The following is a 20,371-nucleotide window of genomic DNA, read 5'->3' on the forward strand; positions in this document are numbered from 1 at the left end:
AGGCCGAATCCCGCTCATTTCGGGGCGTTACAGCCTGACCGTTTCCCTTAAGCTGCGTGGTAAATGTTCCGCTCTCCCTGTCGGCGCTTCGCCCCCCCGCGCGGACGCGCAGAAACGCGAAACGCCGGACAGGGTGCACAAAACACGATTGACCCGGCCCGACCGCAGCCGCAACCAGTAACCACGACTCATGACCGCCACGCAGACGCGCGCCTCCTCGATAGCCGACATCAATCAGCAGGCGGCATTGCTCTGCAAAAACGGGCAATTCGCCGATGCCTGGTCGTTGGTGAAGCCGATCCTCGAACCGCACGACGAGGTGGCGGAAGACGCGCGGGCCGACGCGTTGAATATCGCGGGCGCCTGTTGGTACGGTATGGGCAACCTGTCTGACGCGGAAACCTACTGGCGCCAGTGTCTGCGCGCAAAACCCGACTATGCCGAGGTGTACAGCAGTCTCGGCATGCTGCTCAAATCGCACGGCCGCCTGTCGGCAGCCAAGGCGGTCTATCGGCAACTGGTCGCGTTGCGTCCCGGCCAGGCCGACGCGCACAACAATCTCGGCACCGTGCTCTACGGGATGGGCTACAGGGACGAGGCGGAGGCGTCATATCGTCAGGCGGTCGCGATCCGCCCCGACTACGCGGAGGCGCACTACAACCGGGCTATCGTATTGCACGAACTGCGCCGCCTGCATGAGGCGGAAGTGGCCTATCGCGAGGCGCTGATCGGGCTGCCGGAACACGCCGAGGCGCACAACAACCTGGGCAACGTGCTGATGGAACTCGGCCGCGTTGCCGAGGCGGACGCCGCGTACCGGCAGGCGCTGACCATCAAGCCCCAGTATCCTGAAGCGCTCAATAACCTCGGCGGTGTGCTGAAGGCGACGTACCGCCTACCCGAGGCCGAGTTGGCTTGCCGGCTCGCGCTGGCGATTCGCCCGGATTACGCGGAGGCGCACCTCAACCTCGGTGCGGTGCTGGCTGATCTCAAGCGTCTGCCCGAGGCTGAGGCTGCGTACCGGGAGGCAATCGCGCTTCGCCCGGACTATGCCGAGGCGCACTACAACCTCGGCCTCGCGCTAGCCAGCCTGGAGCGTTTGCCCGAGGCCGAAATGGCTTACCGCGAGGCGATTCGCTGCCGGCCCGACATCGTTCACGCGCACAACAACCTGGGCTGCGTGCTTCGTCAGCTCGACCGTTTGCCGGAAGCTGTCGAGGCATTCGCACAAGCGCTCGTGCTCCGTCCCGATCTGGCCGAAGCTCACTACAACGTCGGGACCGCGCTGGCACAACTCAAACGGCTGCCCGAAACCGAAGCCGCTTACCTGCGGGCGCTCGCTCTACGCCCTGATTACGGCGACGCCAGGTTCGGTCTGGCTGTGCTGGTGCTCGGTATGGGCCGCTTCGAAGAGGGTTGGCGGTTGTATGAGTGCCGCTATGAACAGCCGGGTTTCGTGCATCACAAGACGCGCGCCATGTTGAGCTGTCCGCAGTGGCAAGGCGACACGCTCGCCGGCAAGTCCTTGCTGGTCTGGCAGGAAGACGGACTCGGCGACATGGTCCAATTCAGCCGCTATTTCGCCTTGCTCAAGGCGCAAGGGGCCGCGCATATCGCCTTTGCGTGCGTGCCTGCCTTGCACCGGCTGATGGCTGCGGTGGACGGCGTCGATGCCGTGCTCGATCACGATACGGCATTGGCCCGCGTTGCCGCATCGACATACGACTGCTGGACGAGCCTGTTGAGCGCGCCGCTGCATTTGCGTACGACGGTGGACATGATTCCGCGCGCGGTTCGTCTTGCGGCTGAGCCGTCGCTGGTCGAAAAGTGGCGGCCGATACTCGAGACCCTGCCGCCCGGCCGCAAGGTTGGGCTGGTCTGGAAAGGCAATGCGAAACACCATAACGATGCAAACCGGTCGATTCCAACGTTGGCCACGCTCGCGCCGCTCTGGAGCGTGCCGGGTCTGAGCTTCGTCAGCCTGCAAAAAGGCCAGGGCGAGGATGAGGCGCAAAACCCGCCGGCCGGTCAACCGCTGCTCGAACTCGGCTCGGCGGTGAACGATTTCGCGGACAGCGCCGCGATCATCGAGCAACTCGATCTGGTGATCTGCGTGGACACGTCCACGGCGCATCTGGCTGCGTCGCTGGGCAAACCGTGCTGGGTGATGCTGCCGGAGAAAGACATCGACTGGCGCTGGATGCACGAGCGCAACGATTCGCCGTGGTATCCGCACACGCTGCGGCTGTTCCGCCGGGCAGCGGGCGAAGGCTGGTCCGTGACGGTCGAGAGGGTGCGGCGGGCGTGTGCGGAGCGGTTTTCCGCTGAGAAGGCTACCGAACTCTGCAGCACCAGAAAATGATCTTGCAACCCTCGTGACTGGCAACGAAGCAGAGTTTTTCATAAAAACGGTGCGCGTCCGGGTGGATGTGGGTCAAGAAATCTTCCTGCCCCGTTCTGGCGGAAAAATGCCGGGCCAGCGCGGTTCCGATACATACCGATAAACAGATTAGATAGCATTGCACGCTCCTTTAGGTGCTTCCTCGTCACCTTCGAATCCTACAATAGTGCCCATCACATAGTGAACACGGGCGGGTTGGAAATGGCAGACAAGGCGATGTTGGTGGTAAGCGCGCATAGCGCCGATTTCGTGTGGCGAGCAGGTGGCGCAATCGCTCTCCACAAAAAAAACGGATACCGTACGAAGGTCGTGTGTCTCTCATTCGGTGAGCGCGGAGAGTCGGCCAAACTCTGGCGCAAAGGCGAAATGACGATCGGGAAGGTCAAGGCGGCGCGCAGGGAGGAGGCCGAGCGGGCCGCGGACATCCTCGGTGCGGAAGTCGATTTTTTCGACCTCGGCGATTACCCATTGCGCGTGTCGGACGAGGCCCTGATGCGCCTTGTCGATGTATACCGCGAACTGCAGCCGGCGTTCGTGTTGAGTCATTCGCAGAAAGACCCATACAACTTCGATCATCCGCTCGCTATGCACGTGGCGCAGGAAGCGCGGATCATCGCCCAGGCCGAAGGTCACAATCCCGGGCAGAAGGTGGTCGGTGCGCCGCCCGTCTACGCGTTCGAACCGCATCAGACGGAACAATGCGAATGGATGCCCAATACGTTTCTCGATATCACCGAGGTCTGGGACACCAAACGCCGCGCGATCGAGTGCATGGCCGGCCAGGAGCACCTGTGGGACTACTACACCCGGGTCGCCTTGCAACGCGGCGTGCAGGCCAAGCGCAATATCGGCATCACGGCCACGCGCGATATTCAATACGCGGAAGGCTATCAGCGCATCACGCCGGCCGTGACGGGAGATCTGGCATGAAGCGGGGCGTCGTGGTGACGACTATCCGCCGCGCCGATCCGCGCGACGTGGCCGTGCTGCAGCATGCGGGCGCCGCCACCGTTCACGAGGCGCAGAGCCGTCTCGGCCTGCTTGCGTCCTACATGCGGCCGATCTACTCGGGGCCGGCTATCGCGGGGTCGGCGGTGACGGTGCTGGTGCCGCCGTCGGACAACTGGATGCTGCATGTTGCCGTCGAGCAATGCCGCGAGGGTGACGTTCTCGTCGTGGCGCCGACTTCGCCCTGCGAGGACGGCTATTTCGGCGACCTGCTGGCGACCTCGCTCGCGGCGCGCGGCGTGCGCGGACTGATCATCGACGCGGGATGTCGCGATGTCGCCTCGCTCAGGGAAATGAAATTCCCAGTCTGGTCGAAGGCCGTATCCGCGCAAGGCACGGTCAAGGAAACGCTCGGTTCGGTGAATATTCCGGTGGTATGCGCGCAGCAGATCGTGAATCCCGGCGATGTCATCGTTGCGGATGATGACGGCGTGGTCGTCGTACCGCTCGATACCGTGGCGAGTGTCGCGCAGGCGTCGCAAGCACGTATGGCGAAGGAAGAGAGGACGCGTGCTGCGCTGGCCGGCGGCGCGCTCGGTCTCGACTACTACGCGATGCGCGAGAAACTCGCGCAAAAAGGCCTACGCTACGTCGTCTCGGCCGAAGATCTTTGACGGAGTGGCGAGGTCATGCCCAGTCGCGCACAAACGCGTATTCCGTGCATGATGATGCGCGGCGGCACGTCGAAAGGCGCCTATTTCATGGCGTCGGATTTGCCGGCCGATCCCGCTGAGCGAGACCGTGTTCTGCTTGCCGTGATGGGTTCGCCTGATCCGCGTCAGATCGACGGTATCGGCGGCGCCGATCCGTTGACGAGCAAGGTGGCGATCATCTCGTCCTCCACACGCGACGATGCCGACGTCGACTATCTGTTTGCACAAGTCGTCGTGAACGAGGCGCGGGTCGATCTCGGACAGAACTGCGGCAACATTCTCGCGGGCGTCGGCCCGTTTGCGATCGAACGCGGTCTCGTGGATGCGCGCGATGGCAGCACACGGGTCGCGATTCACATGGTCAACACCGGGCAGATTGCGGTGGCGACGGTCAGCACGCCGGGACGCCAGGTCACCTACGAAGGCGATGCCCGCATTGACGGCGTGCCAGGCCTCGCAGCGCCGATTCCGCTCGAGTTCCGGGACACGGCTGGTTCCACCTGCGGCACGCTGCTGCCTACGGGGCATCTCAAGGATACGGTCGACGGTATCGACGTGACGTGCATCGACAACGGCATGCCCCTCGTGCTCATGCGAGCGCGCGATCTCGGGCGAACCGGCTACGAAACGCGCGAGCAACTCGACGCGGATGAAGAACTGAAAGCGCGCATCGAAAAGATCCGGCTTGCGGTGGGACCGATGATGAATCTCGGCGATGTGGGCGCGCGCACGGTCCCGAAGATGTGTCTGGTGGCGGCGCCTCGCCAGGGCGGCACGATCAGTACGCGCAGCTTTATTCCGCATCGCTGCCACGCGTCGATCGGTGTACTCGGTGCGGTGAGCGTGGCCACGGCCGCGGTGCTGCCGGGTACGGTCTGCGCGGGCCTGGCCGATGTGGACGCTGACGGCATGCGAAAACGCGTGTCGGTGGAACACCCGACAGGCGAGTTTACGGTGGAACTCGTTTTCGGCGGAAGCCCCGGCCAGCCTGAAGTGCTGAGCGCGGCGCTGTTGCGCACAGCGAGGTGGCTATTCGACGGAGCAGTCGGCATTCCTTCGGCAGTCTGGCCGGCACGGACCTGAGCGGACTTCAGGCGAATCGCCTCCGTTGGTTTCTGCGCGGTTAGCGGTATTGCGGGTTGTGGAGTTCAACCCGATAAATAAGTCAGAGGCCTTCGCGCTGATTGAAATTCCGGCTATTTTTAAAATTGATGCGCGTTGTAATAAATATTTCGCAATGTCGAGGTATGGATGGTCGCCGCGATAAAGTGCCGCTCTATAAATACAATATTCAAATATAAACAGGCTCCATGAAATCACGGTGAATCGATAATGTTAATTAAGCCTTCGATTCAAACATTGGCGGGTTGACCGGATCAACCTATCGGCCATGCCAGGCCGGTATCCACGGGGGTGGGGCGGTGTTGTCGGGAGCAAGGCGCGACCACGCGATGCGGAAGTATTCAGCAGACAAAACAGCCGCTTTGATAAAACGCATCCCGCATATTGCATTTGAAAATTGAGCGGTTATGATGGCGTCTCCCCGATGCGATTTCTCGAACGATCGCTTTGCGGAGACGGCAGGAATATTTGCCGGGCATTCACGCTGGAGGGGTAATTAATGCTTCCCGTGCAGATAGACTAAATCGAGGAGACGATATGCTGAGTCCCCATGAATTCGCTACCTTAATGCTCATCAAGAACGCGCCGGATCAGATCGAACTGGACCGCGCCGAGCTCGACGCCCTGCTCGAGCGGCAACTCATATCACTGGAAAACCTCGCGTCAGGACGTTCGCGTCCCCGGATCACAAGCGAAGGCGATTCCATTCTCAAGGCGGTTGCCCGGATGCGCTAGGCGTCTGCGACACCCGTTTCGATTTATTCACCATCGCGATCCGCCGCATCACACCCGTCTGATCGGGGCTTCGCGCGCCGGACCGAACTTTGAGGAATTCAATCATGGCTCTATTGAGTCCCGAGCAGGTTGCTGCACAGAAGGCCAATGTCGACGCGTTCTTCGGGGTGGCCGGAAAGATCTTTGAAGGCGTCGAAAAACTGGTCGCGCTGAACCTGCAGGCCGTCAGGGCCACGCTGGCCGAGACGCAGGAAAACATGGCGAAGGCGTCCGGCACGACGGAGCCGCCGCAATGGTTCTCGCTGCAAGCCGGTTTCACCGGACCCTTCGCGGAAAAATCGCTGTCATACGGCAAGCAAGTGTTCGAGATCGCATCGACCACTCAGGCTGAAGTTACGCAACTCGCACAGACGCACTACGAGCGGTACAACGATCGTGTGCAGGCACTCGTAGAAGAAGCGGCGAAGCATGCTCCCACCGGCTCCGAAGCAGCGATCGCCGCGTGGAAATCCGCGATTGCCGCCACCACGACCCTGTATGAAACGCTGCAGAAAACGGGGCAGCAGGCCGTGCATGCCGTCGAGAGTAATTTTGATGCAGTCACAGCCACGGCATCGAAGGCCGTGCGCAGCAACTCAGAGCAGGCTCCCGTAGCCGCGGGCGCGAAGCGATAGAACTGACGCGGGCAGCAATGCCCGTGTTGAGGTCTCTGGCCCATATGAAGGATTGCTTATGGATGCTGGGATCACGAATTCCAGTGTCCAATTCGTGGACTGAAAGTGGTGTGGTCACCTGTTCGCTAGTTCTGCAATGGAGGTCGCGATGAGTGAAGCAGTGGGAATCGTTATGGGTTCGTTCGTGCTGGCGATGGCACCTGTGTTCGTCGCCGCTCATTATTACCGGGAGCAGATGCGTCGCAAGCGGCTTAGACATCTGGATCACCGCCACTACTGGCCGCACTGGAGCAAAGCCCGGCATTGAGCTTTCGCGCTCGCCCGGCTGTTGTTGCCGTACCTGGGGGCTGCTGCGTTCCAAGGCGCAGCAGGCACCTCTGGATTCTGCCGGATCGCTCGATCCGCGGAATTCTCCAAGCCAAGGCTCCACCGCCTTGGCTTTTTTTTTGGTGCTCGTCTCTCATGGAAATCCCGTACGGATCCTCGGTCTCCGTGTAAGCAGCGAGAAGGATTCGGCCCCCTAGAATCGCCTCATCGATGCAGACGGGCGGCATTCCGCCGCACCGGACAATAACGGAGACTATCGATGACCCCTAGCTTTCGCACGCTGCGCCATATCGCCGTTGCTTCCGGCCTGCTGTTCAGTCTTGCGTCGCAGCAAGCGATAGCCGCCGGCGGCGAGAAGATCACGATCATGGTCGGCGGTATCACGAAGTTGATCTATTTGCCGGCGCGCCTGACCGAACAGCTCGGCTATTTCAAAGATGAAGGGCTCGATGTCGAGCTTCTGTCGCAGCCAGCCGGCGTTGACGCTGAAAACGAACTGCTGGCCGGCGCCGTTCAGGCCGTCGTCGGTTTCTATGACCATACGATCGATCTGCAAACCAAGGGCAAGGACGTCAAGGCGATCGTCGTGTTCGGGCAAGTGCCGGGCGAGGTCGAAATGGTATCGACCAAAGCGGCCGAAACGGTCAAATCGATGGCGGACGTGAAGGGCAAGACGCTGGGTGTGACTGGCCTGGGTTCTTCAACAAGCTTCCTTACGCAATACCTCGCCGGACAGCACGGCATCCAGTCCACGGAATACACGATGCTGCCGGTGGGCGCTGACGCCAGCTTCATCGCGGCGATCAAACAAGGTCGCATCGACGCCGGCATGACGACCGAGCCGACCGTCTCGGCCTTGCAGAAATCCGGCGACGCGAAGGTGCTTGTCGACATGCGTTCGGTCGAAGGCACGAAGGCGGCGTTGGGCGGCACCTACCCGGCGTCGAGCCTCTATGTCCAGGCGGCATGGGTCGATTCCCACAAGGCGGAAGCAGCAAAGCTTGCGCACGCGTTCGTTCGCACGATGCAATTCATCAGCACGCATAGCGCGGAAGAAATTGCAGCCAAAATGCCTGACGACTATCAGAAAGACAAACAGCTTTACGTGAGCGCGTTGAAAGCGTCGCTGCCCATGTTTACGAAGGACGGCAAGATGCCGGCCGACGGTCCCGAGACCGTGCTGAAGGTGCTGTCGGCGTTCAACCCGTCGGTCAAAGGCAAGCATATCGAGCTGGCGAAAACCTACACCAACGAGTTCACCGGTTCAAAATAAGCCGGCGCTTGCCGGTCGCTGCTGCCTGTTTGTTGCAGCGCAATTTCGTTGCGCCGCCGGCGCCGCCTTCGCGGTGCCGGCGACTTGCACGGCTTTACCTGATGAATCACGTTGTTTCAAAAGACGCGCCGGTGATCGAGTTCGACGCCGGTGGCGTGCCGCTTTATTTCTCCGAACGGCCTGCCACGCTGAAACGGGTCGGCACCATCCCGTGCAGCATCGATACCGCGTAGCGAACGCCGAATTAGCGACGTATATCAGTGAATTCACTTAGTTGTGCAGGTGATGCGGGAAAGCTGCGTGAAGGATTGAGAAAACTAGGATTGCGCTCATCGGCAGTCGGGGCCGTTGTCCGGATATTCGGACGGCAGTCACCGCAGTCGACGAGAACGAAAATTTCAACGTTGTAATCAGAGGAGACGATCGTGAAGAAAAAGTATCTGGCTTTGGCCGTTACGGCAGGCGCTTTCGCCGCAACCGGTGCGCACGCACAGTCGAGCGTCCAGCTTTACGGCCTGATGGACCTGAGCTTTCCCACCTATCGGACGCACGCGGATGCGAACGGCAATCATGTCATTGGTATGGGCAACGACGGCGAACCGTGGTTCAGCGGCAGCCGCTGGGGCCTGAAGGGCGCGGAAGACATCGGAGGTGGAACGAAGGTCATTTTCCGCCTTGAGAGCGAATTCGTTGTCGCCAACGGCCAGATGGAAGATCCGGGCCAGATCTTCGACCGTGACGCATGGGTGGGTATCGAGAACGACACGTTCGGCAAGATCACGGCAGGTTTCCAGAACACGATCGCGCGCGACGCATCGACGATCTATGGCGACCCGTACGGCTCGGCGCGCCTGACGACGGAAGAGGGCGGCTGGACCAATTCGAATAACTTCAAGCAGATGATTTTCTACGCGGCCAGCGCGACCGGCACACGTTATAACAATGGCGTGGCATGGAAGAAACTGTTCAGCAATGGCATTTTCGCCAGCGCAGGCTACGCATTCGGCAACTCCACGAGTTTCGGCTCCAACTCCAACTACCAGGCAGCGCTCGGGTACAACGGTGGTGTGTTCGACGTGTCTGGCTTCTATAGCCATGTCAATCGCGTTGGCTTTACAAACCAGACGTTCTCGGTGGGCGGCAACTACACGTTCGGTATTCTGCGCGCCAATGCGGGTTACTTCCGTTACCTGGGCAATCAGGGCGCGCTCGGTCAGCGTCAGGACAATGCGTGGACGGCGTCGCTCAAGCTGTCGCCCAAGGGTCCGTTCGACTACGAACTCGGTTATCAGCAAATGCGCGTGCACAACGCCGCTTACAACGTCGACGGCGATATTCCGAACGCGAACATCGGCGCTTTCGATCCGACGTCAGGCCTCCACAACGGTTTCAAGGAAACGCTGTACTGGTCGGCGTTCTATCACCTGTCCAAGCGTACTGAAGTGTATCTGGCCGGCGACTACATGAAGCTGCATGGCGGCTACACCGTCGGATCCACCTTCGGCGCGACCAACCAGCTCGAACTGACCACGGGCGTGCGCACTCGCTTCTGATCCGGGAATCAGATTCGCGCTGATTCATTCATCGATGTGCTCCTACTAGCGGCGGCGGACTTATCCACCCGCCGCTTTTTTTTGGCTCACCGGGTCGAGGAAGACAGCCATGTTCAGAAATACCAGTATCCGGACCGCTCTGACCATCACGATTGCCGGCTACACGGCCGCGTTGATGCTTGTGATCGCAACGTCGATTGCGGGCCTGGAAACGGCCAACACGGCGCTCGACAGGATGTACAGCGAAGAGACGGCTGCGCTGCGACACCTTGGCGCCAGCAGCGAAGCGCTTCTGCAGGTGCGAGTCGATCTCGGTGCGTACGAGACGCTCGTCGCGCAGGGAAAGCCAACCGATGCGGTGCTCGCGCGAGTGCATGCCGAGCAGACGAGTAGTGATCGCGAGCTGGCGGCCTATGCTGCGCAACCGCCGTCGAATGAGGTGGAGAGGAAGCTGACCGACGCGCTGCGTGCGAAGCGCGAGCTATTGATGAAACAGGCGCTTGGCCCCGAAATCGCGGCGCTCGACCAGAACGATTTCATGTCGTTCCGGACGACGCAACGGCAGGCGCCTGACACACTGTTTAGCGACTACCGGAACGCCGCGCGCGCGCTGGAGGATTTTCAGGCAGAGCAGCAAAGAGCGCGCTTTGCATCGGCACAGCAGCGTTTTCATATGCTGCTCTGGCTGTTCGGCGCAATCGGGTCCGCTGCAATGATCCTCGGTCTCGTCGCGCGATCCGCGTTGACGAATTCGATTGTGCGGCCTATCGATGCCGCTATTCGCCATTTCGAGCGGATTGCTGCTGGTGATCTGGCCAGTGAGATCGCAACGCTGCGCGTCAACGAAATGGGACGATTGATGACCGCACTCGGCCGGATGCAGGCGGGGCTCGTTGCGGCCGTGAGCCAGGTGCGGCAGGGAACGGCGGCGATTACGCACGGCGTGGGCGAGATCGCGAGTGGCAATGCGGACCTGTCGACGCGTACGGAGCAGCAGGCGGCGACGCTGGAGAAGACCGCATCGAGCATGGAAGAGTTGACGGCGACGGTCCGGCAAAATGCCGATAACGCGCGGCAGGCCAGTGCGCTCGCGGAAAATGCGTCGGAGATAGCGGCCCGCGGCGGCCAGGTTGTTGGCCAGGTTGTCGACCTGATCGCGGATATGTCGTCGAGTTCAAAGCGGATCGTCGATATCATCGGCGCGATCGAGGGGATCGCGTTCCAGACCAACATACTCGCTTTGAATGCGGCCGTCGAAGCTGCACGTGCCGGCGAGGAGGGACGCGGATTCGCGGTGGTCGCGGGAGAGGTGCGCGCGCTCGCGCAACGTTCGGCCGCCGCCGCGAAGGAGATCAGGGAACTGATCGGCGATTCAGTTGCGAAGGTGAGGAACGGCGCCGAACTGGCAACGCGCGCCGGCGAAACCATGGCCGAAATCGTCACGGCGGCCCGGAACGTGACGGGTATCGTCAGCGAGATCAGTGCTGCCTCCGAAGGGCAATCGCACGGTATTGATCAGATCAATACCGCGATGACGCAGATGGACAACGCGACGCAACAGAACGCCGCGCTAGTCGAGCAAGCCGCCGCTGCTGCGGCATCGCTGGAAGATCAGGCTCGTGCGCTCGTCGATGCGGTGGCCGTGTTCAGGCTCCGCGAAACAGACAAGCTGTCCGCCCCACGAACCCAGCGGACAGAACTGGAATCAGATAGCACGGTTTTCGCATGACACCCATCGCCGCAGGCCGGCTCTATGATGGTCGAACCGGCCTGTGTGCAACCTGCCACCCCGACCGGAGGTCCAAGAAGTAGCGTATGCGGTAGATGCGAGGAGGTGTGCGATGAACGGTCGAGCAGTAGTCCGGTGCATTTGCGCCGCTTTACTCACGTGCAGCTTTCTCGCAGGTCTCGCCGGATGCGATGCGCTACGCGGTCCACCGGCGGCGGAATGGCCAGGACCTCACGCCCCCTATCCTTTCCCGAACGATGTTCCGCATCGTACCGAATGAGCCGCACGAACTCCGTCGTCCCACTCAGCGTCAACTGATGGCCCCGCACGTGACGTTCGGCGCAGTGTACGGTGATGGATACTCAGACGTGGGGCCGCTGAGCAGGCGCAGTCGCTGAGTCGCCAATACGTCGGCTTCCGTCGTTTCGCGTCGGGTGAGCGTGGTACCGGTGTCGCGCACGGCGCTCAAGGGCTCGTTCACAGCACAGCTCAGCGTTTTGCCGTCGGAAAGACGCACCGTCGTCGAATAGGCGTAACCCGGCTGCGCGGCCTGGCTATCGGCAGTCCAGAACGCGGCGACCGCGAATAGTGCTAACAAAAAAGGTTGGCTTTTCATATTGCTTCCGTTGTCTTGATCGTCACTATTCGACCAAGGCGGCAGCAGCATATTCTGGCTATCTTTGTAATTCTGAATTCCAGTTTTCAGTGACTATGGCGCGTTAAGGCTCGTTGTGAAAGCCCCTGTACGCAGCGACTAATTCGCGGCGATGCTGATCGTGCGCGTGACATCGACAACCGAAAGCCTGATCGCGTCGATCAACGCACGCGCTGCAGGTGAGGGCGTACCGGCTGCCCGCATGGTCAGTCCTATGTCGCGCCGGGTGTTGTACAACTGCACGTCGAGCATCGCCAGTTGACCAGACTGAACTTCGTAGTGCAGTTGCTGGCCCGATAACGCCGCGACCATGTCCGTGCCGAGCAGCAGCCCACGAATCACCGCAAGGTCTGCTGTCTCGACCGTGGGCATCGGCGGCTTCACTTTCATTCGCTTGAATTGCGCTTCGAACAGTGCGCGAGCCGGCGCATTGCTGCGTGGCACGATCCACTGCGCGTCGCGCAAATCCATGATGCTCAGATCGCGCGCGCGAGTGAGCGCGTGATCGCGGCGCACCAGAACGACCATATCTTCCGACATCAGGCGCTCGTTCTTCAGACCGCTGCTGGCGTCGTTATCGCGGAGCGCACCGAGAATGAAGTCGATATCGCCCGCGCGCAGGCCGGCGACCAGCGCCTCATAGGCGCTTTCGTCAGTGACGACTCTCACGCCCGGATGCTGCGCGGTCATCCGCGCAATCGCCTTGGGCAGGAGCAACGTGCGCCCGAGCGGTAATGCGCCCACTGTCACCGCGCCTTGAATCTTGCCGTGCAGGGCGGCGATATCGTCGGGCACATGCCGCAATTCGTTCAATGCGCGGCGCACGTGAAGCAGAAACGTTTCGCCCTCCGTTGTGAGCAGGATGCCGCGCGGGCTGCGATGGAACAGACTCAAACCGGCGCCGCTTTCCAGCACCCGGATCGCTGTGCTCACGGCCGGCTGACTGATGCCGAAGGTCTTCGCCGCGCTCGGCATGTGCCGATGACGCGCCAATGCGATGAATAGCTGAAGCCGCCGGGTGTTGAGCAGATAGGCCGGCAGCGCGCCTTCTGCTGTTGGCCGCCGGCGTGCCTGCCTCGCCGAGCACCACTGCGCGAGTTCTTCCAGTTCGGCGAAGATCCGCTCGCAACGCTGCAGCACGGCGCGGCCAACGGGCGTCGGCAGCATGCCGGAGGGGCCGCGATCGAAGAGGGCCTCGCCGAGGGCCGACTCCAGTTCCTGCACAGAACGCGTCACAGCCGACTGGGCGCGAAATAGCGCCGCTGCCGCACGCGTGGCGCTACCCATCTCGGCAACGAGTCGAAATGCTCGCAATTGCGCGAGGTTGAGGAGTTCTTTGCTGCTCACGGATGGTGGCGTTCTGGCTGGCGGATGTTCAACGTGTCCGCGATCGTGTGCTGGGTGATCTCGTTCATGGGTGTCTACTCATTCGAGGCCATCAAGTATAGCGACGCATCAAGTCTCGTACCACGCTTGCCAGACGGCTTGCGACTTCGTTTCCCGGGCATCTGTTTTGTTTATCGCATGTGGATAGTCAGGAGGCGAGGCCGGGGCTCGGCACGCTCGTCAGCGATACCCCAAACCCTCGATCCGGTGGGGCTTTCAGCGCTTATCCGTGCGCCGGTCACTGGCATTCAGGGCGCTTGCGAGCAATTTAACCGGTGCGAATGTGGTTTACCCGTACTTTCGGCAAGCCTGCATGATCTTTATGGTTGCACCTCAAGATGGTTGCAATGGCTGCCACCCCGGTAGCGGCGACCCATCCGATTGGCGCTGGTTGGCGCGCGGCACGAAGCAACGGAAGACAACGGGATATGGCAAGGATCATTGGTGGAATCGGCACGTCGCATGTGCCCACTATCGGCATGGCGTACGACAAGGGCAAGCAGAACGATCCCGCGTGGGCACCGCTCTTTAAAGGCTACGAACCGGTGGCCGATTGGCTCGCCGAGCGCAAGCCGGACGTGATGGTGATGTTCTACAACGACCACGCGAACAGCTTCTTCTTCGATTGCTATCCGACCTTCGCGCTAGGTGTATCGGCCAATCACGAGTTCGCGGACGAGGGCGCAGGCAAGCGCCCACTGCCGGACATAACCGGTCATCCCGATCTGGCGATCCACATTGCGGAGCAGCTCGTCAACGACGAGTTCGATCTCACGATTTTCCAGGATCGTGCACTCGATCACGGATGCAATTCCCCGCTTTCGCTGATGTTGCCGCACGACGGCGGCTGGCCGATGTCGCTCGTGCCGATGGAAGTCAACGTGCTGCAATATCCGCTGCCTACCGCGAACCGCTGCTACCGTCTCGGTCAGGCGCTGCGCCGCGCGATCGAGTCGTTCGAGCAGGATCTGGATGTCGTGGTGGTCGGCACCGGCGGGTTGTCGCACCAGGTCCACGGCGAGCGAAGCGGCTTCAACAATACTGATTGGGACATCGAGTTCCTCGATCTGATCGTGCATGAGCCGCAGCGTCTCGCCGCGATGAAGCATGTCGACTATGTGCGCCTTGGAGGCGCGGAGAGCGTCGAGACGATCATGTGGCTCGCGATGCGCGGCGCGCTCGGGCCGAAGGTCCGTGAACTGCATCGCAGCTATTACCTTGCGACGAGCACCGCGATGGCCGTGACCCTCTACGAAGAAGAGGTGATGCAATGAACCCGCAACTGATCGGTATCGAGGAATTGAAGGGCACGTATCCGTTCGATATCCGCCAGAGTATGAAAGCGATGCGCCTGAACCGTTTCTTCTGGCAGATGCGCGAAGCGCCGGCTCGCACGCTGTGGCTGGAGAACCGGACCGCTGCGTACGACGTGGCCAGCCTGACGGCGGAGGAGCGCGCGCTCGTCGACAACACGGACTGGATCGGGCTGATTCGATATGGCGTGTGTTTCTTCGTTCTCGAGAAATTTGCGCGCGTGGTGAAGATCACGAATCTCGGCATGTACGCCAGCATGCGAGGCGAAACGCTCGAGGCGTTTCTGAAAACGCGCAGGGTGCCGGAAGCCGTCTAAGGCGACTCGGCCCTGCGCCGCATCTTTTTTTAGCGGTTTTTCATTTCAATACCAAGAAGACCCCGGCTTCGACAGAACGCCGGGGCGGGAAACTGTTTTCTCCGGAGACACGCATGAAATCTGCAGACTCAGTCGACATCAAGGCGTTTATCGACGCACGCAAGATGTCGGCGTACCAATGGCTGGTCCTCGTTCTATGTTTTCTGATCGTCATGATGGACGGGCTGGACACGGCCGTGATGGGTTTTGTCGCGCCCGTCATCATGCATGACTGGAACGTCAGCCGGGCCGCCTTCGGTCCCGTGATGAGCGCCGCGATGGTAGGCCTCGCGATCGGCGCGCTGGCGGCAGGGCCGATTGCCGATCGCATCGGGCGCAAGAAAGTGTTGATTGCCTCCGTGCTCTGCTTCGGCTTCTTCAGCCTGACCTGCGCATTCGCCGACTCACCCATGGAACTCGTTGCGCTGCGCTTTCTGACGGGCCTGGGTCTCGGCGCCGCGATGCCGAATTCGACCACGCTACTCTCCGAATACGTACCGTCGCGCAGTCGCTCGCTGTTGCTCACGATCATGTTCACCGGCTTCAACTTCGGTTCGGGGGCCGGCGGATTTGTGGCGGCTTCGCTGATTCCGCACTTCGGCTGGCGCGCGGTGTTCATGTTCGGCGGTATCTTGCCGATCCTCAGTGTTCCCTTGCTGTTGTGGCTCCTGCCCGAGTCCGCGCGTTTGATGCTGGTGCGCAAAATGTCGACCGAGCGTATCGCTGCAACGCTCGGCCGCGTCTGCGGACATGTCTTCGGGAAAGACGTGCGCTTCACCGCGCCCGAACCGGTGGTCGCTGCGAAGGCGCCGGTGCGGATGCTGTTCGCGGACGGCTACGCATTCAGCACGCTGATGCTGTGGCTCACGTACTTCATGGGCCTGCTGATCATCTATCTGCTCACTGGCTGGCTGCCCACGTTGATCAAGGATGCCGGCTTGCCGGTCGAGCGTGCCGCCGCGATCACCGGCATGTTCCAGTTGGGCGGCACCGTGGGCGCCGTTGCGGTCGGCTTCGCAATGGACCGCATGGATCGCAACGCGGTGATCGGTGCGGCATATCTGTTCGGTGGCGTGTTCATCTTCGCGCTGGGCATGGGCACGCTCAAATCGAACCTGCTGCCGGTTCTCGTTACCTGTGCCGGCTTTTTCATGAGCGGCGCACAGACCGGTCTCAATGCACTTGCCCCGAGCTGTTATCCGACTCGTGCCCGCGCAACCGGCGTGAGCTGGATGCTTGGGTTCGGCCGGCTCGGCGGCATTCTGGGCTCGCTCGTGGGTGGCGCGTTGTTGTCGCTGGGATTCAGTTTCGAAACCGTATTCGCGGTGCTCGCTGTGCCTGCGCTGATCGCTGCTGCGGCGATCGTCATGAACCGTCTCGCGCTGCGCTTCATCACCAGTCCCGTGGCCGACGCCTGAACGCGTCTGCAGCGGTTTCACGCAACGGCGTGTTGATTGCTGTGCGCACGGCATCCCTTACCAGCAATTATTGAAGGAGAGCAGACATGAGTGGCGATTTGAGCGTGAGCGGAAGTGGGCTCAACAAGGGTGAGACGACGAATGTGACGGAATGGCCGAACCGCATGGCCATGATTCGTGCGGGTGTGATCGGCGGATTGGTCGGCGCCGTGATCATCTGGATTTACGAAGCGCTCATCTGGGTAGGGGCGCAGCACTTGATGCCGTTGGCGGGCATTCCACGCAACGCGACGGGGCTGGTGTTCGGCAAACAGGTGCAGGAATCAATCGGGGTGTGGGCTTATATCGTCGGCACGGGCATTCACTTCGTGTTCGCGTCGGCGTGGGGCGTTCTGTTCGCGGCAATCTGGCCTTACTTTCGCCGGCGCGGATACGAAGCCACTTTTGTCGCGCTGTTTTACGCGGTTTTCGCGTGGATCGTCATGCATGTGGCAATCATGATTGCCTCCGATAGCCATCCGAACTACTACGACCCGGCTGTGATCATCGGCGGCTTCATGTCCCATATCTTCTTCACCGTCCCCCTAGCCTTGACGGTAAAGCGACTGCTGCAGCCCCAAGGGCGATAGAACAAAGTGTTTGGCGACCCTCGAGCGTCAATGCCGATTGAGACAATTTCAATAACACGTATGATTTGGAGATCTGGAGAATGAGTAAAAGTATCAGACGAGTAGACGTTGTGCTGTTGGGAGCAGCGATCGCGGCTTGCGTGCCGGCTTTCGCGCAAAACAGCGTCACGTTATACGGTATCGTCGACAACGGCTTTTCTTATACGAACAATCTGACGTCGCTCGGCTCCACTAGCGGAGGAAAATCGGCCGTCAAGATGACGCAGGGTGTATTTGCGGGCAGCCGCTTCGGCCTCAAGGGCGCGGAAGACCTGGGTGGCAACACAAAAGCGATCTTCCAACTCGAGTCCGGCTTCAATTCGGCAACCGGTGCCCAGCAATACACCAACGCGATGTTCGGCCGGCAGGCGTGGGTCGGCCTGACCAACCCGACGTACGGTACCTTCACGGCGGGCCGCCAGTACGCTTCGTACTACCAGTTGCTCTCACCGTATAGCCCGACCACATGGATCACCGGCTACTACGGCGCGCATCCTGGCGATATCGACGGCCTCGACACGATCTACCGTGCGAACAACACGCTGGAGTACACGTCGCCGAAGCTCTATGGCCTGACGGTGAGCGGCTCGTATTCGCTGGGCGGCGTGGCGGGCAGCACGAACCAGGGCTCGACCTGGGCGACCGCGGTGCAGTATGCGATGGGGCCGGTCGGCCTCGCAGCCGGCTTCTCGCGAATCAACAATTCGACCGCGGGCGGCGGCTCATGGGGCGCGGATTCGACCACCACGAACGGCGGCTCGCAGATCGGCGTATCCGCGTTGACGAACGGCTATCAGACTGCGCAGGCGCAACAGCGTTTCGCGGTGGGTGGCGGCTATAAGTTCAATGGCGCGTGGGATATCACGGCGACCTATTCGAACGTCCAGTACATTCCGGGCAGTGGTTCGAAGTTCCACGATACGGCGATCTTCAATACGGCTGGTACGGTTTTGCACTGGAAACCGGCCGTTGCTTGGGATTTTGGCGCGGGGTACAGCTATACCCGTGCTACACGCGCGAACGGCATTCAGGACAATGCGCAATACCACCAGTTCAATCTCTCCGAGTACTACGCATTGTCCAAGCGCACGGGTTTCTATGCGTTGGAGGCTTATCAGAAGGCGAAGGGCAAGACGCTGGGCACCAACGGCGCCGGGCAGATCATCGACGCCACGGCGACACTCGGCGATGGGTATAACAGTGCGCCGTCTTCCTCAGGCAGTCAGTTGGCGGTGGGTGTGGGCATTATTCACCGGTTCTGATTGGTAGTTTTTGCGGTGAGAAAGGCCGGGGGCAGTTCAGACCCGGCCTTTTGCTTTTCGTGAACGCTTGCATGGCCGCGCGCCAGTTACCGAAACCTATTACATCCGAGGTAATTGGCGGGCCGCACACTCACGCCTAATCTTCGGTCATCGCGCAACTCATCCCGAGCGGCGCTTACGATCGAGGACATACCATGTCGACGTTTCACATTCACACGATTGAATCCGCGCCCGAACAATCCAGGCCGGTGCTTCGGCAGCTTGAGCAAAACTTCGGCCTTATCCCCAACATCGCGGGCGCCATGGCTGAATCGCCGGTGCTGATCGGCGGCTTCATCGGTATCTTCCAGAAAGTTCATGCGGGTACTTTCACGGAGGCGCAGATACAGACTCTATTGCTGACTAACGCGGTGACCAACGCATGTACGTGGGCAGTTGCGTTTCACACCGCACTCGCGCTGAAAGAGGGCCTCTCACCCGCCGACGTCGAAGCGATTCGCGATGGCCGTGCACCTGCCGATCGCAAGCACGCCGCGTTGTCGACCTTGACGAAAACAGCGATCGAAAAGCGCGGACACCTGGACGATAAGGACGTAGACCCGTTTCTCGAGGCCGGCTTCCGTCAGGACCAGGTGCTCGAGGTCCTCACGGTGCTGGCTGCTTCCACTATCACGAACTACGCCGGCAACATCACAAAGCCTCCGCTCGAAGCGCCGTTCCAGGAATATGTCTGGACCGCATAGGTCGCGTCTGGAAGGGCCGGTCGGCAACTGGGAGTATGCTGACCGGCGCGGTTCGAACGACCGATTGGCGCCGGACGTCCACGATGCTCCGGCGCCATCGATCACCGAACCTGATCTGTATCGACTAGTGGACCACAGACCGATGAATCCTGCGAATCCCGAAAGGAAGACGCCGCCGAATGAACTCGGCGCGTTGTTGCGTCACTGGAGAGACATGCGCGGCATCAGCCAGTTGGACTTGTCGTTCAACGCGGGTGTCTCGCAGCGTCACATCAGCTTTATCGAAAGCGGACGCAGCGTGCCGAGCCGGCAGATGCTGTTGGATATCGCTCAGACGCTCGACATTCCTCTGCGCGAACGCAACACGTTGCTATTGGCAGCGGGCTATGCGCCGATGTATGCCGACAGCGCCTGGAACGCACAGGAAATGCAGAGCGTCACGAAAGCACTCGGGCGAATGTTGCGTCAGCACGAGCCGTTTCCCGCGCTCGTCATGGATCGCCACTGGAACGTGCTGATGACCAACGAATCCGCGCCGCGCTTTTTCAATTGTTTCATCGATATGGCTGCGCGCAAGGGGCCGCGCAACATGCTGCATCTGATTTTCGATCCGGATGGAATGCGTCCGTTCGTTGCCGATTGGCAAGCGGTGTCGAATAGCCTGATTCAGCGTGTTTATCGGGAATCGGTCGGTCGCGTGGTCGACGAACAGACGCACGAGTTGCTTGCCGCGCTGCGTGCCTATCCGGATGTGCAGCCTGATTTGAAGTCTTCGCAGCGCACCGTGGAAACCGGGACCGCTGCTGCGGCCATGCCGGTGATCCCAATCGGTTTCGTCAAGGACGGCAAGGTCCTGAATTACTTTTCAATGGTCGCAACCGTGGGCACGCCGCAAGCCGTCGCGGCACAGGAGCTGCGTATCGAATGCATGTTCCCCGCAGACGACGAGACGGAAGCGCGTCATCTTGAGATGATCGACGCGGTCCAGCAACAGTATTGAGCGGCAGAGGCAAGCTAATCGCTACTGCCGCTTCGCCTCATGACCAACGGAGCAGATTGCGTGAAGGGGAGAAGCGGCTTGCGCGATCCTTGTCG

The 20,371-nt window shown here is 60.9% G+C and carries 20 protein-coding genes; 18 read left to right on the top strand and 2 right to left on the bottom strand.

All coding sequences use genetic code 11. The annotated features are described in order from the left end of the window. Positions 1-190: 190 nt before the first annotated feature. The 11 genes from P3T25_RS24360 to P3T25_RS24410 all read left to right on the top strand — a co-directional run bounded on the left by P3T25_RS24360 (position 191) and on the right by P3T25_RS24410 (position 11,475). Positions 191-2,362, top strand: coding sequence for a tetratricopeptide repeat protein (locus P3T25_RS24360; RefSeq protein ID WP_429359124.1), 2,172 nt, complete (start codon positions 191-193; stop codon positions 2,360-2,362). Positions 2,363-2,602: 240 nt separating this feature from the next. Beyond that, positions 2,603-3,331: a PIG-L deacetylase family protein gene (locus tag P3T25_RS24365; protein WP_266259331.1), complete on the top strand. Its 729-nt coding sequence runs from the start codon at positions 2,603-2,605 to the stop codon at positions 3,329-3,331. Beyond that, complete coding sequence (locus P3T25_RS24370; RefSeq protein WP_429359125.1) at positions 3,328-4,023, top strand: 4-carboxy-4-hydroxy-2-oxoadipate aldolase/oxaloacetate decarboxylase; 696 nt, start codon at positions 3,328-3,330, stop codon at positions 4,021-4,023. The genes P3T25_RS24365 and P3T25_RS24370 overlap by 4 nt, the downstream gene beginning before the upstream one ends. 15 nt (positions 4,024-4,038) lie before the next feature. Continuing rightward, positions 4,039-5,145, top strand: coding sequence for a 4-oxalomesaconate tautomerase (locus tag P3T25_RS24375; RefSeq protein WP_429359126.1), 1,107 nt, complete (start codon positions 4,039-4,041; stop codon positions 5,143-5,145). A 576-nt stretch (positions 5,146-5,721) separates the two neighbouring features. Then, entirely contained in the window at positions 5,722-5,919 is a 198-nt protein-coding gene (locus P3T25_RS24380; protein WP_154558471.1) for a hypothetical protein, read from the top strand. Between the two features lie 104 nt (positions 5,920-6,023). After that, a complete protein-coding gene (locus P3T25_RS24385; RefSeq protein WP_266239664.1) occupies positions 6,024-6,593 on the top strand; it encodes a phasin family protein in 570 nt (189 codons plus the stop codon). 148 nt (positions 6,594-6,741) lie between these two features. Continuing rightward, on the top strand, positions 6,742-6,900 hold the full coding sequence (locus P3T25_RS24390) for a hypothetical protein (protein WP_166618145.1): 159 nt from the start codon (positions 6,742-6,744) through the stop codon (positions 6,898-6,900). Positions 6,901-7,179: 279 nt separating this feature from the next. Further along, entirely contained in the window at positions 7,180-8,193 is a 1,014-nt protein-coding gene (locus tag P3T25_RS24395) for an ABC transporter substrate-binding protein (RefSeq protein WP_154558469.1), read from the top strand. Between the two features lie 101 nt (positions 8,194-8,294). Then, on the top strand, positions 8,295-8,426 hold the full coding sequence (locus tag P3T25_RS24400; RefSeq protein ID WP_266239662.1) for a hypothetical protein: 132 nt from the start codon (positions 8,295-8,297) through the stop codon (positions 8,424-8,426). 192 nt (positions 8,427-8,618) lie between these two features. Then, positions 8,619-9,746, top strand: coding sequence for a porin (locus tag P3T25_RS24405; protein ID WP_168435560.1), 1,128 nt, complete (start codon positions 8,619-8,621; stop codon positions 9,744-9,746). A gap of 109 nt (positions 9,747-9,855) precedes the next feature. Then, positions 9,856-11,475, top strand: a complete 1,620-nt coding sequence (locus P3T25_RS24410) for a methyl-accepting chemotaxis protein (protein WP_154558468.1) — start codon at positions 9,856-9,858, stop codon at positions 11,473-11,475. A gap of 310 nt (positions 11,476-11,785) precedes the next feature. On the opposite strand, the gene P3T25_RS24415 is transcribed toward P3T25_RS24410, so the two are convergent. Together P3T25_RS24415 and P3T25_RS24420 are read right to left on the bottom strand one after the other, a co-directional pair. Then, on the bottom strand, positions 11,786-12,142 hold the full coding sequence (locus tag P3T25_RS24415) for a hypothetical protein (protein WP_429359127.1): 357 nt from the start codon (positions 12,140-12,142) through the stop codon (positions 11,786-11,788). Between the two features lie 87 nt (positions 12,143-12,229). Beyond that, a complete protein-coding gene (locus P3T25_RS24420; RefSeq protein WP_168435559.1) occupies positions 12,230-13,477 on the bottom strand; it encodes a LysR substrate-binding domain-containing protein in 1,248 nt (415 codons plus the stop codon). Between the two features lie 467 nt (positions 13,478-13,944). On the opposite strand from P3T25_RS24420, the gene P3T25_RS24425 reads away from it, so the two are divergent. The 7 genes from P3T25_RS24425 to P3T25_RS24455 all read left to right on the top strand — a co-directional run bounded on the left by P3T25_RS24425 (position 13,945) and on the right by P3T25_RS24455 (position 20,276). Next, on the top strand, positions 13,945-14,790 hold the full coding sequence (locus P3T25_RS24425) for a gallate dioxygenase (protein WP_154558466.1): 846 nt from the start codon (positions 13,945-13,947) through the stop codon (positions 14,788-14,790). Further along, the gene (locus P3T25_RS24430; protein WP_408516448.1) at positions 14,787-15,146 is read left to right on the top strand and encodes a protocatechuate 3,4-dioxygenase; all 360 of its coding nucleotides are present in this window, start codon (positions 14,787-14,789) and stop codon (positions 15,144-15,146) included. The genes P3T25_RS24425 and P3T25_RS24430 overlap by 4 nt, the downstream gene beginning before the upstream one ends. A gap of 113 nt (positions 15,147-15,259) precedes the next feature. Beyond that, positions 15,260-16,603, top strand: a complete 1,344-nt coding sequence (locus tag P3T25_RS24435; RefSeq protein WP_429359128.1) for an MFS transporter — start codon at positions 15,260-15,262, stop codon at positions 16,601-16,603. Positions 16,604-16,689: 86 nt separating this feature from the next. Further along, positions 16,690-17,232 (top strand): hypothetical protein, encoded by a 543-nt coding sequence (locus tag P3T25_RS24440; RefSeq protein WP_429359129.1) that lies wholly within the window; start codon positions 16,690-16,692, stop codon positions 17,230-17,232. Between the two features lie 80 nt (positions 17,233-17,312). Continuing rightward, entirely contained in the window at positions 17,313-18,533 is a 1,221-nt protein-coding gene (locus P3T25_RS24445; RefSeq protein WP_429359130.1) for a porin, read from the top strand. 194 nt (positions 18,534-18,727) lie between these two features. Next, on the top strand, positions 18,728-19,276 hold the full coding sequence (locus P3T25_RS24450) for a carboxymuconolactone decarboxylase family protein (protein ID WP_171927361.1): 549 nt from the start codon (positions 18,728-18,730) through the stop codon (positions 19,274-19,276). A 142-nt stretch (positions 19,277-19,418) separates the two neighbouring features. Next, the gene (locus P3T25_RS24455) at positions 19,419-20,276 is read left to right on the top strand and encodes a helix-turn-helix domain-containing protein (protein ID WP_429359131.1); all 858 of its coding nucleotides are present in this window, start codon (positions 19,419-19,421) and stop codon (positions 20,274-20,276) included. Positions 20,277-20,371 lie beyond the last annotated feature (95 nt).

The sequence above is a fragment of the Paraburkholderia sp. GAS32 genome (assembly GCF_050434225.1).
Classification (GTDB): Bacteria; Pseudomonadota; Gammaproteobacteria; order Burkholderiales; family Burkholderiaceae; genus Paraburkholderia; species Paraburkholderia madseniana.

What these genes read in the sequence shown, in the direction of transcription:
- P3T25_RS24390 (WP_166618145.1), top strand. Translation starts at nt 6,742, where the DNA reads ATGAGTGAAGCAGTGGGAATCGTTATGGGTTCGTTCGTGCTGGCGATG.
- P3T25_RS24400 (WP_266239662.1), top strand. Translation starts at nt 8,295, where the DNA reads ATGAATCACGTTGTTTCAAAAGACGCGCCGGTGATCGAGTTCGACGCC.
- P3T25_RS24395 (WP_154558469.1), top strand. Translation starts at nt 7,180, where the DNA reads ATGACCCCTAGCTTTCGCACGCTGCGCCATATCGCCGTTGCTTCCGGC.
- P3T25_RS24370 (WP_429359125.1), top strand. Translation starts at nt 3,328, where the DNA reads ATGAAGCGGGGCGTCGTGGTGACGACTATCCGCCGCGCCGATCCGCGC.
- P3T25_RS24380 (WP_154558471.1), top strand. Translation starts at nt 5,722, where the DNA reads ATGCTGAGTCCCCATGAATTCGCTACCTTAATGCTCATCAAGAACGCG.
- P3T25_RS24385 (WP_266239664.1), top strand. Translation starts at nt 6,024, where the DNA reads ATGGCTCTATTGAGTCCCGAGCAGGTTGCTGCACAGAAGGCCAATGTC.
- P3T25_RS24435 (WP_429359128.1), top strand. Translation starts at nt 15,260, where the DNA reads ATGAAATCTGCAGACTCAGTCGACATCAAGGCGTTTATCGACGCACGC.
- P3T25_RS24445 (WP_429359130.1), top strand. Translation starts at nt 17,313, where the DNA reads ATGAGTAAAAGTATCAGACGAGTAGACGTTGTGCTGTTGGGAGCAGCG.
- P3T25_RS24375 (WP_429359126.1), top strand. Translation starts at nt 4,039, where the DNA reads ATGCCCAGTCGCGCACAAACGCGTATTCCGTGCATGATGATGCGCGGC.
- P3T25_RS24425 (WP_154558466.1), top strand. Translation starts at nt 13,945, where the DNA reads ATGGCAAGGATCATTGGTGGAATCGGCACGTCGCATGTGCCCACTATC.
- P3T25_RS24455 (WP_429359131.1), top strand. Translation starts at nt 19,419, where the DNA reads ATGAATCCTGCGAATCCCGAAAGGAAGACGCCGCCGAATGAACTCGGC.
- P3T25_RS24450 (WP_171927361.1), top strand. Translation starts at nt 18,728, where the DNA reads ATGTCGACGTTTCACATTCACACGATTGAATCCGCGCCCGAACAATCC.
- P3T25_RS24365 (WP_266259331.1), top strand. Translation starts at nt 2,603, where the DNA reads ATGGCAGACAAGGCGATGTTGGTGGTAAGCGCGCATAGCGCCGATTTC.
- P3T25_RS24415 (WP_429359127.1), bottom strand. Translation starts at nt 12,142, where the DNA reads ATGCTGCTGCCGCCTTGGTCGAATAGTGACGATCAAGACAACGGAAGC.
- P3T25_RS24430 (WP_408516448.1), top strand. Translation starts at nt 14,787, where the DNA reads ATGAACCCGCAACTGATCGGTATCGAGGAATTGAAGGGCACGTATCCG.
- P3T25_RS24360 (WP_429359124.1), top strand. Translation starts at nt 191, where the DNA reads ATGACCGCCACGCAGACGCGCGCCTCCTCGATAGCCGACATCAATCAG.
- P3T25_RS24440 (WP_429359129.1), top strand. Translation starts at nt 16,690, where the DNA reads ATGAGTGGCGATTTGAGCGTGAGCGGAAGTGGGCTCAACAAGGGTGAG.
- P3T25_RS24410 (WP_154558468.1), top strand. Translation starts at nt 9,856, where the DNA reads ATGTTCAGAAATACCAGTATCCGGACCGCTCTGACCATCACGATTGCC.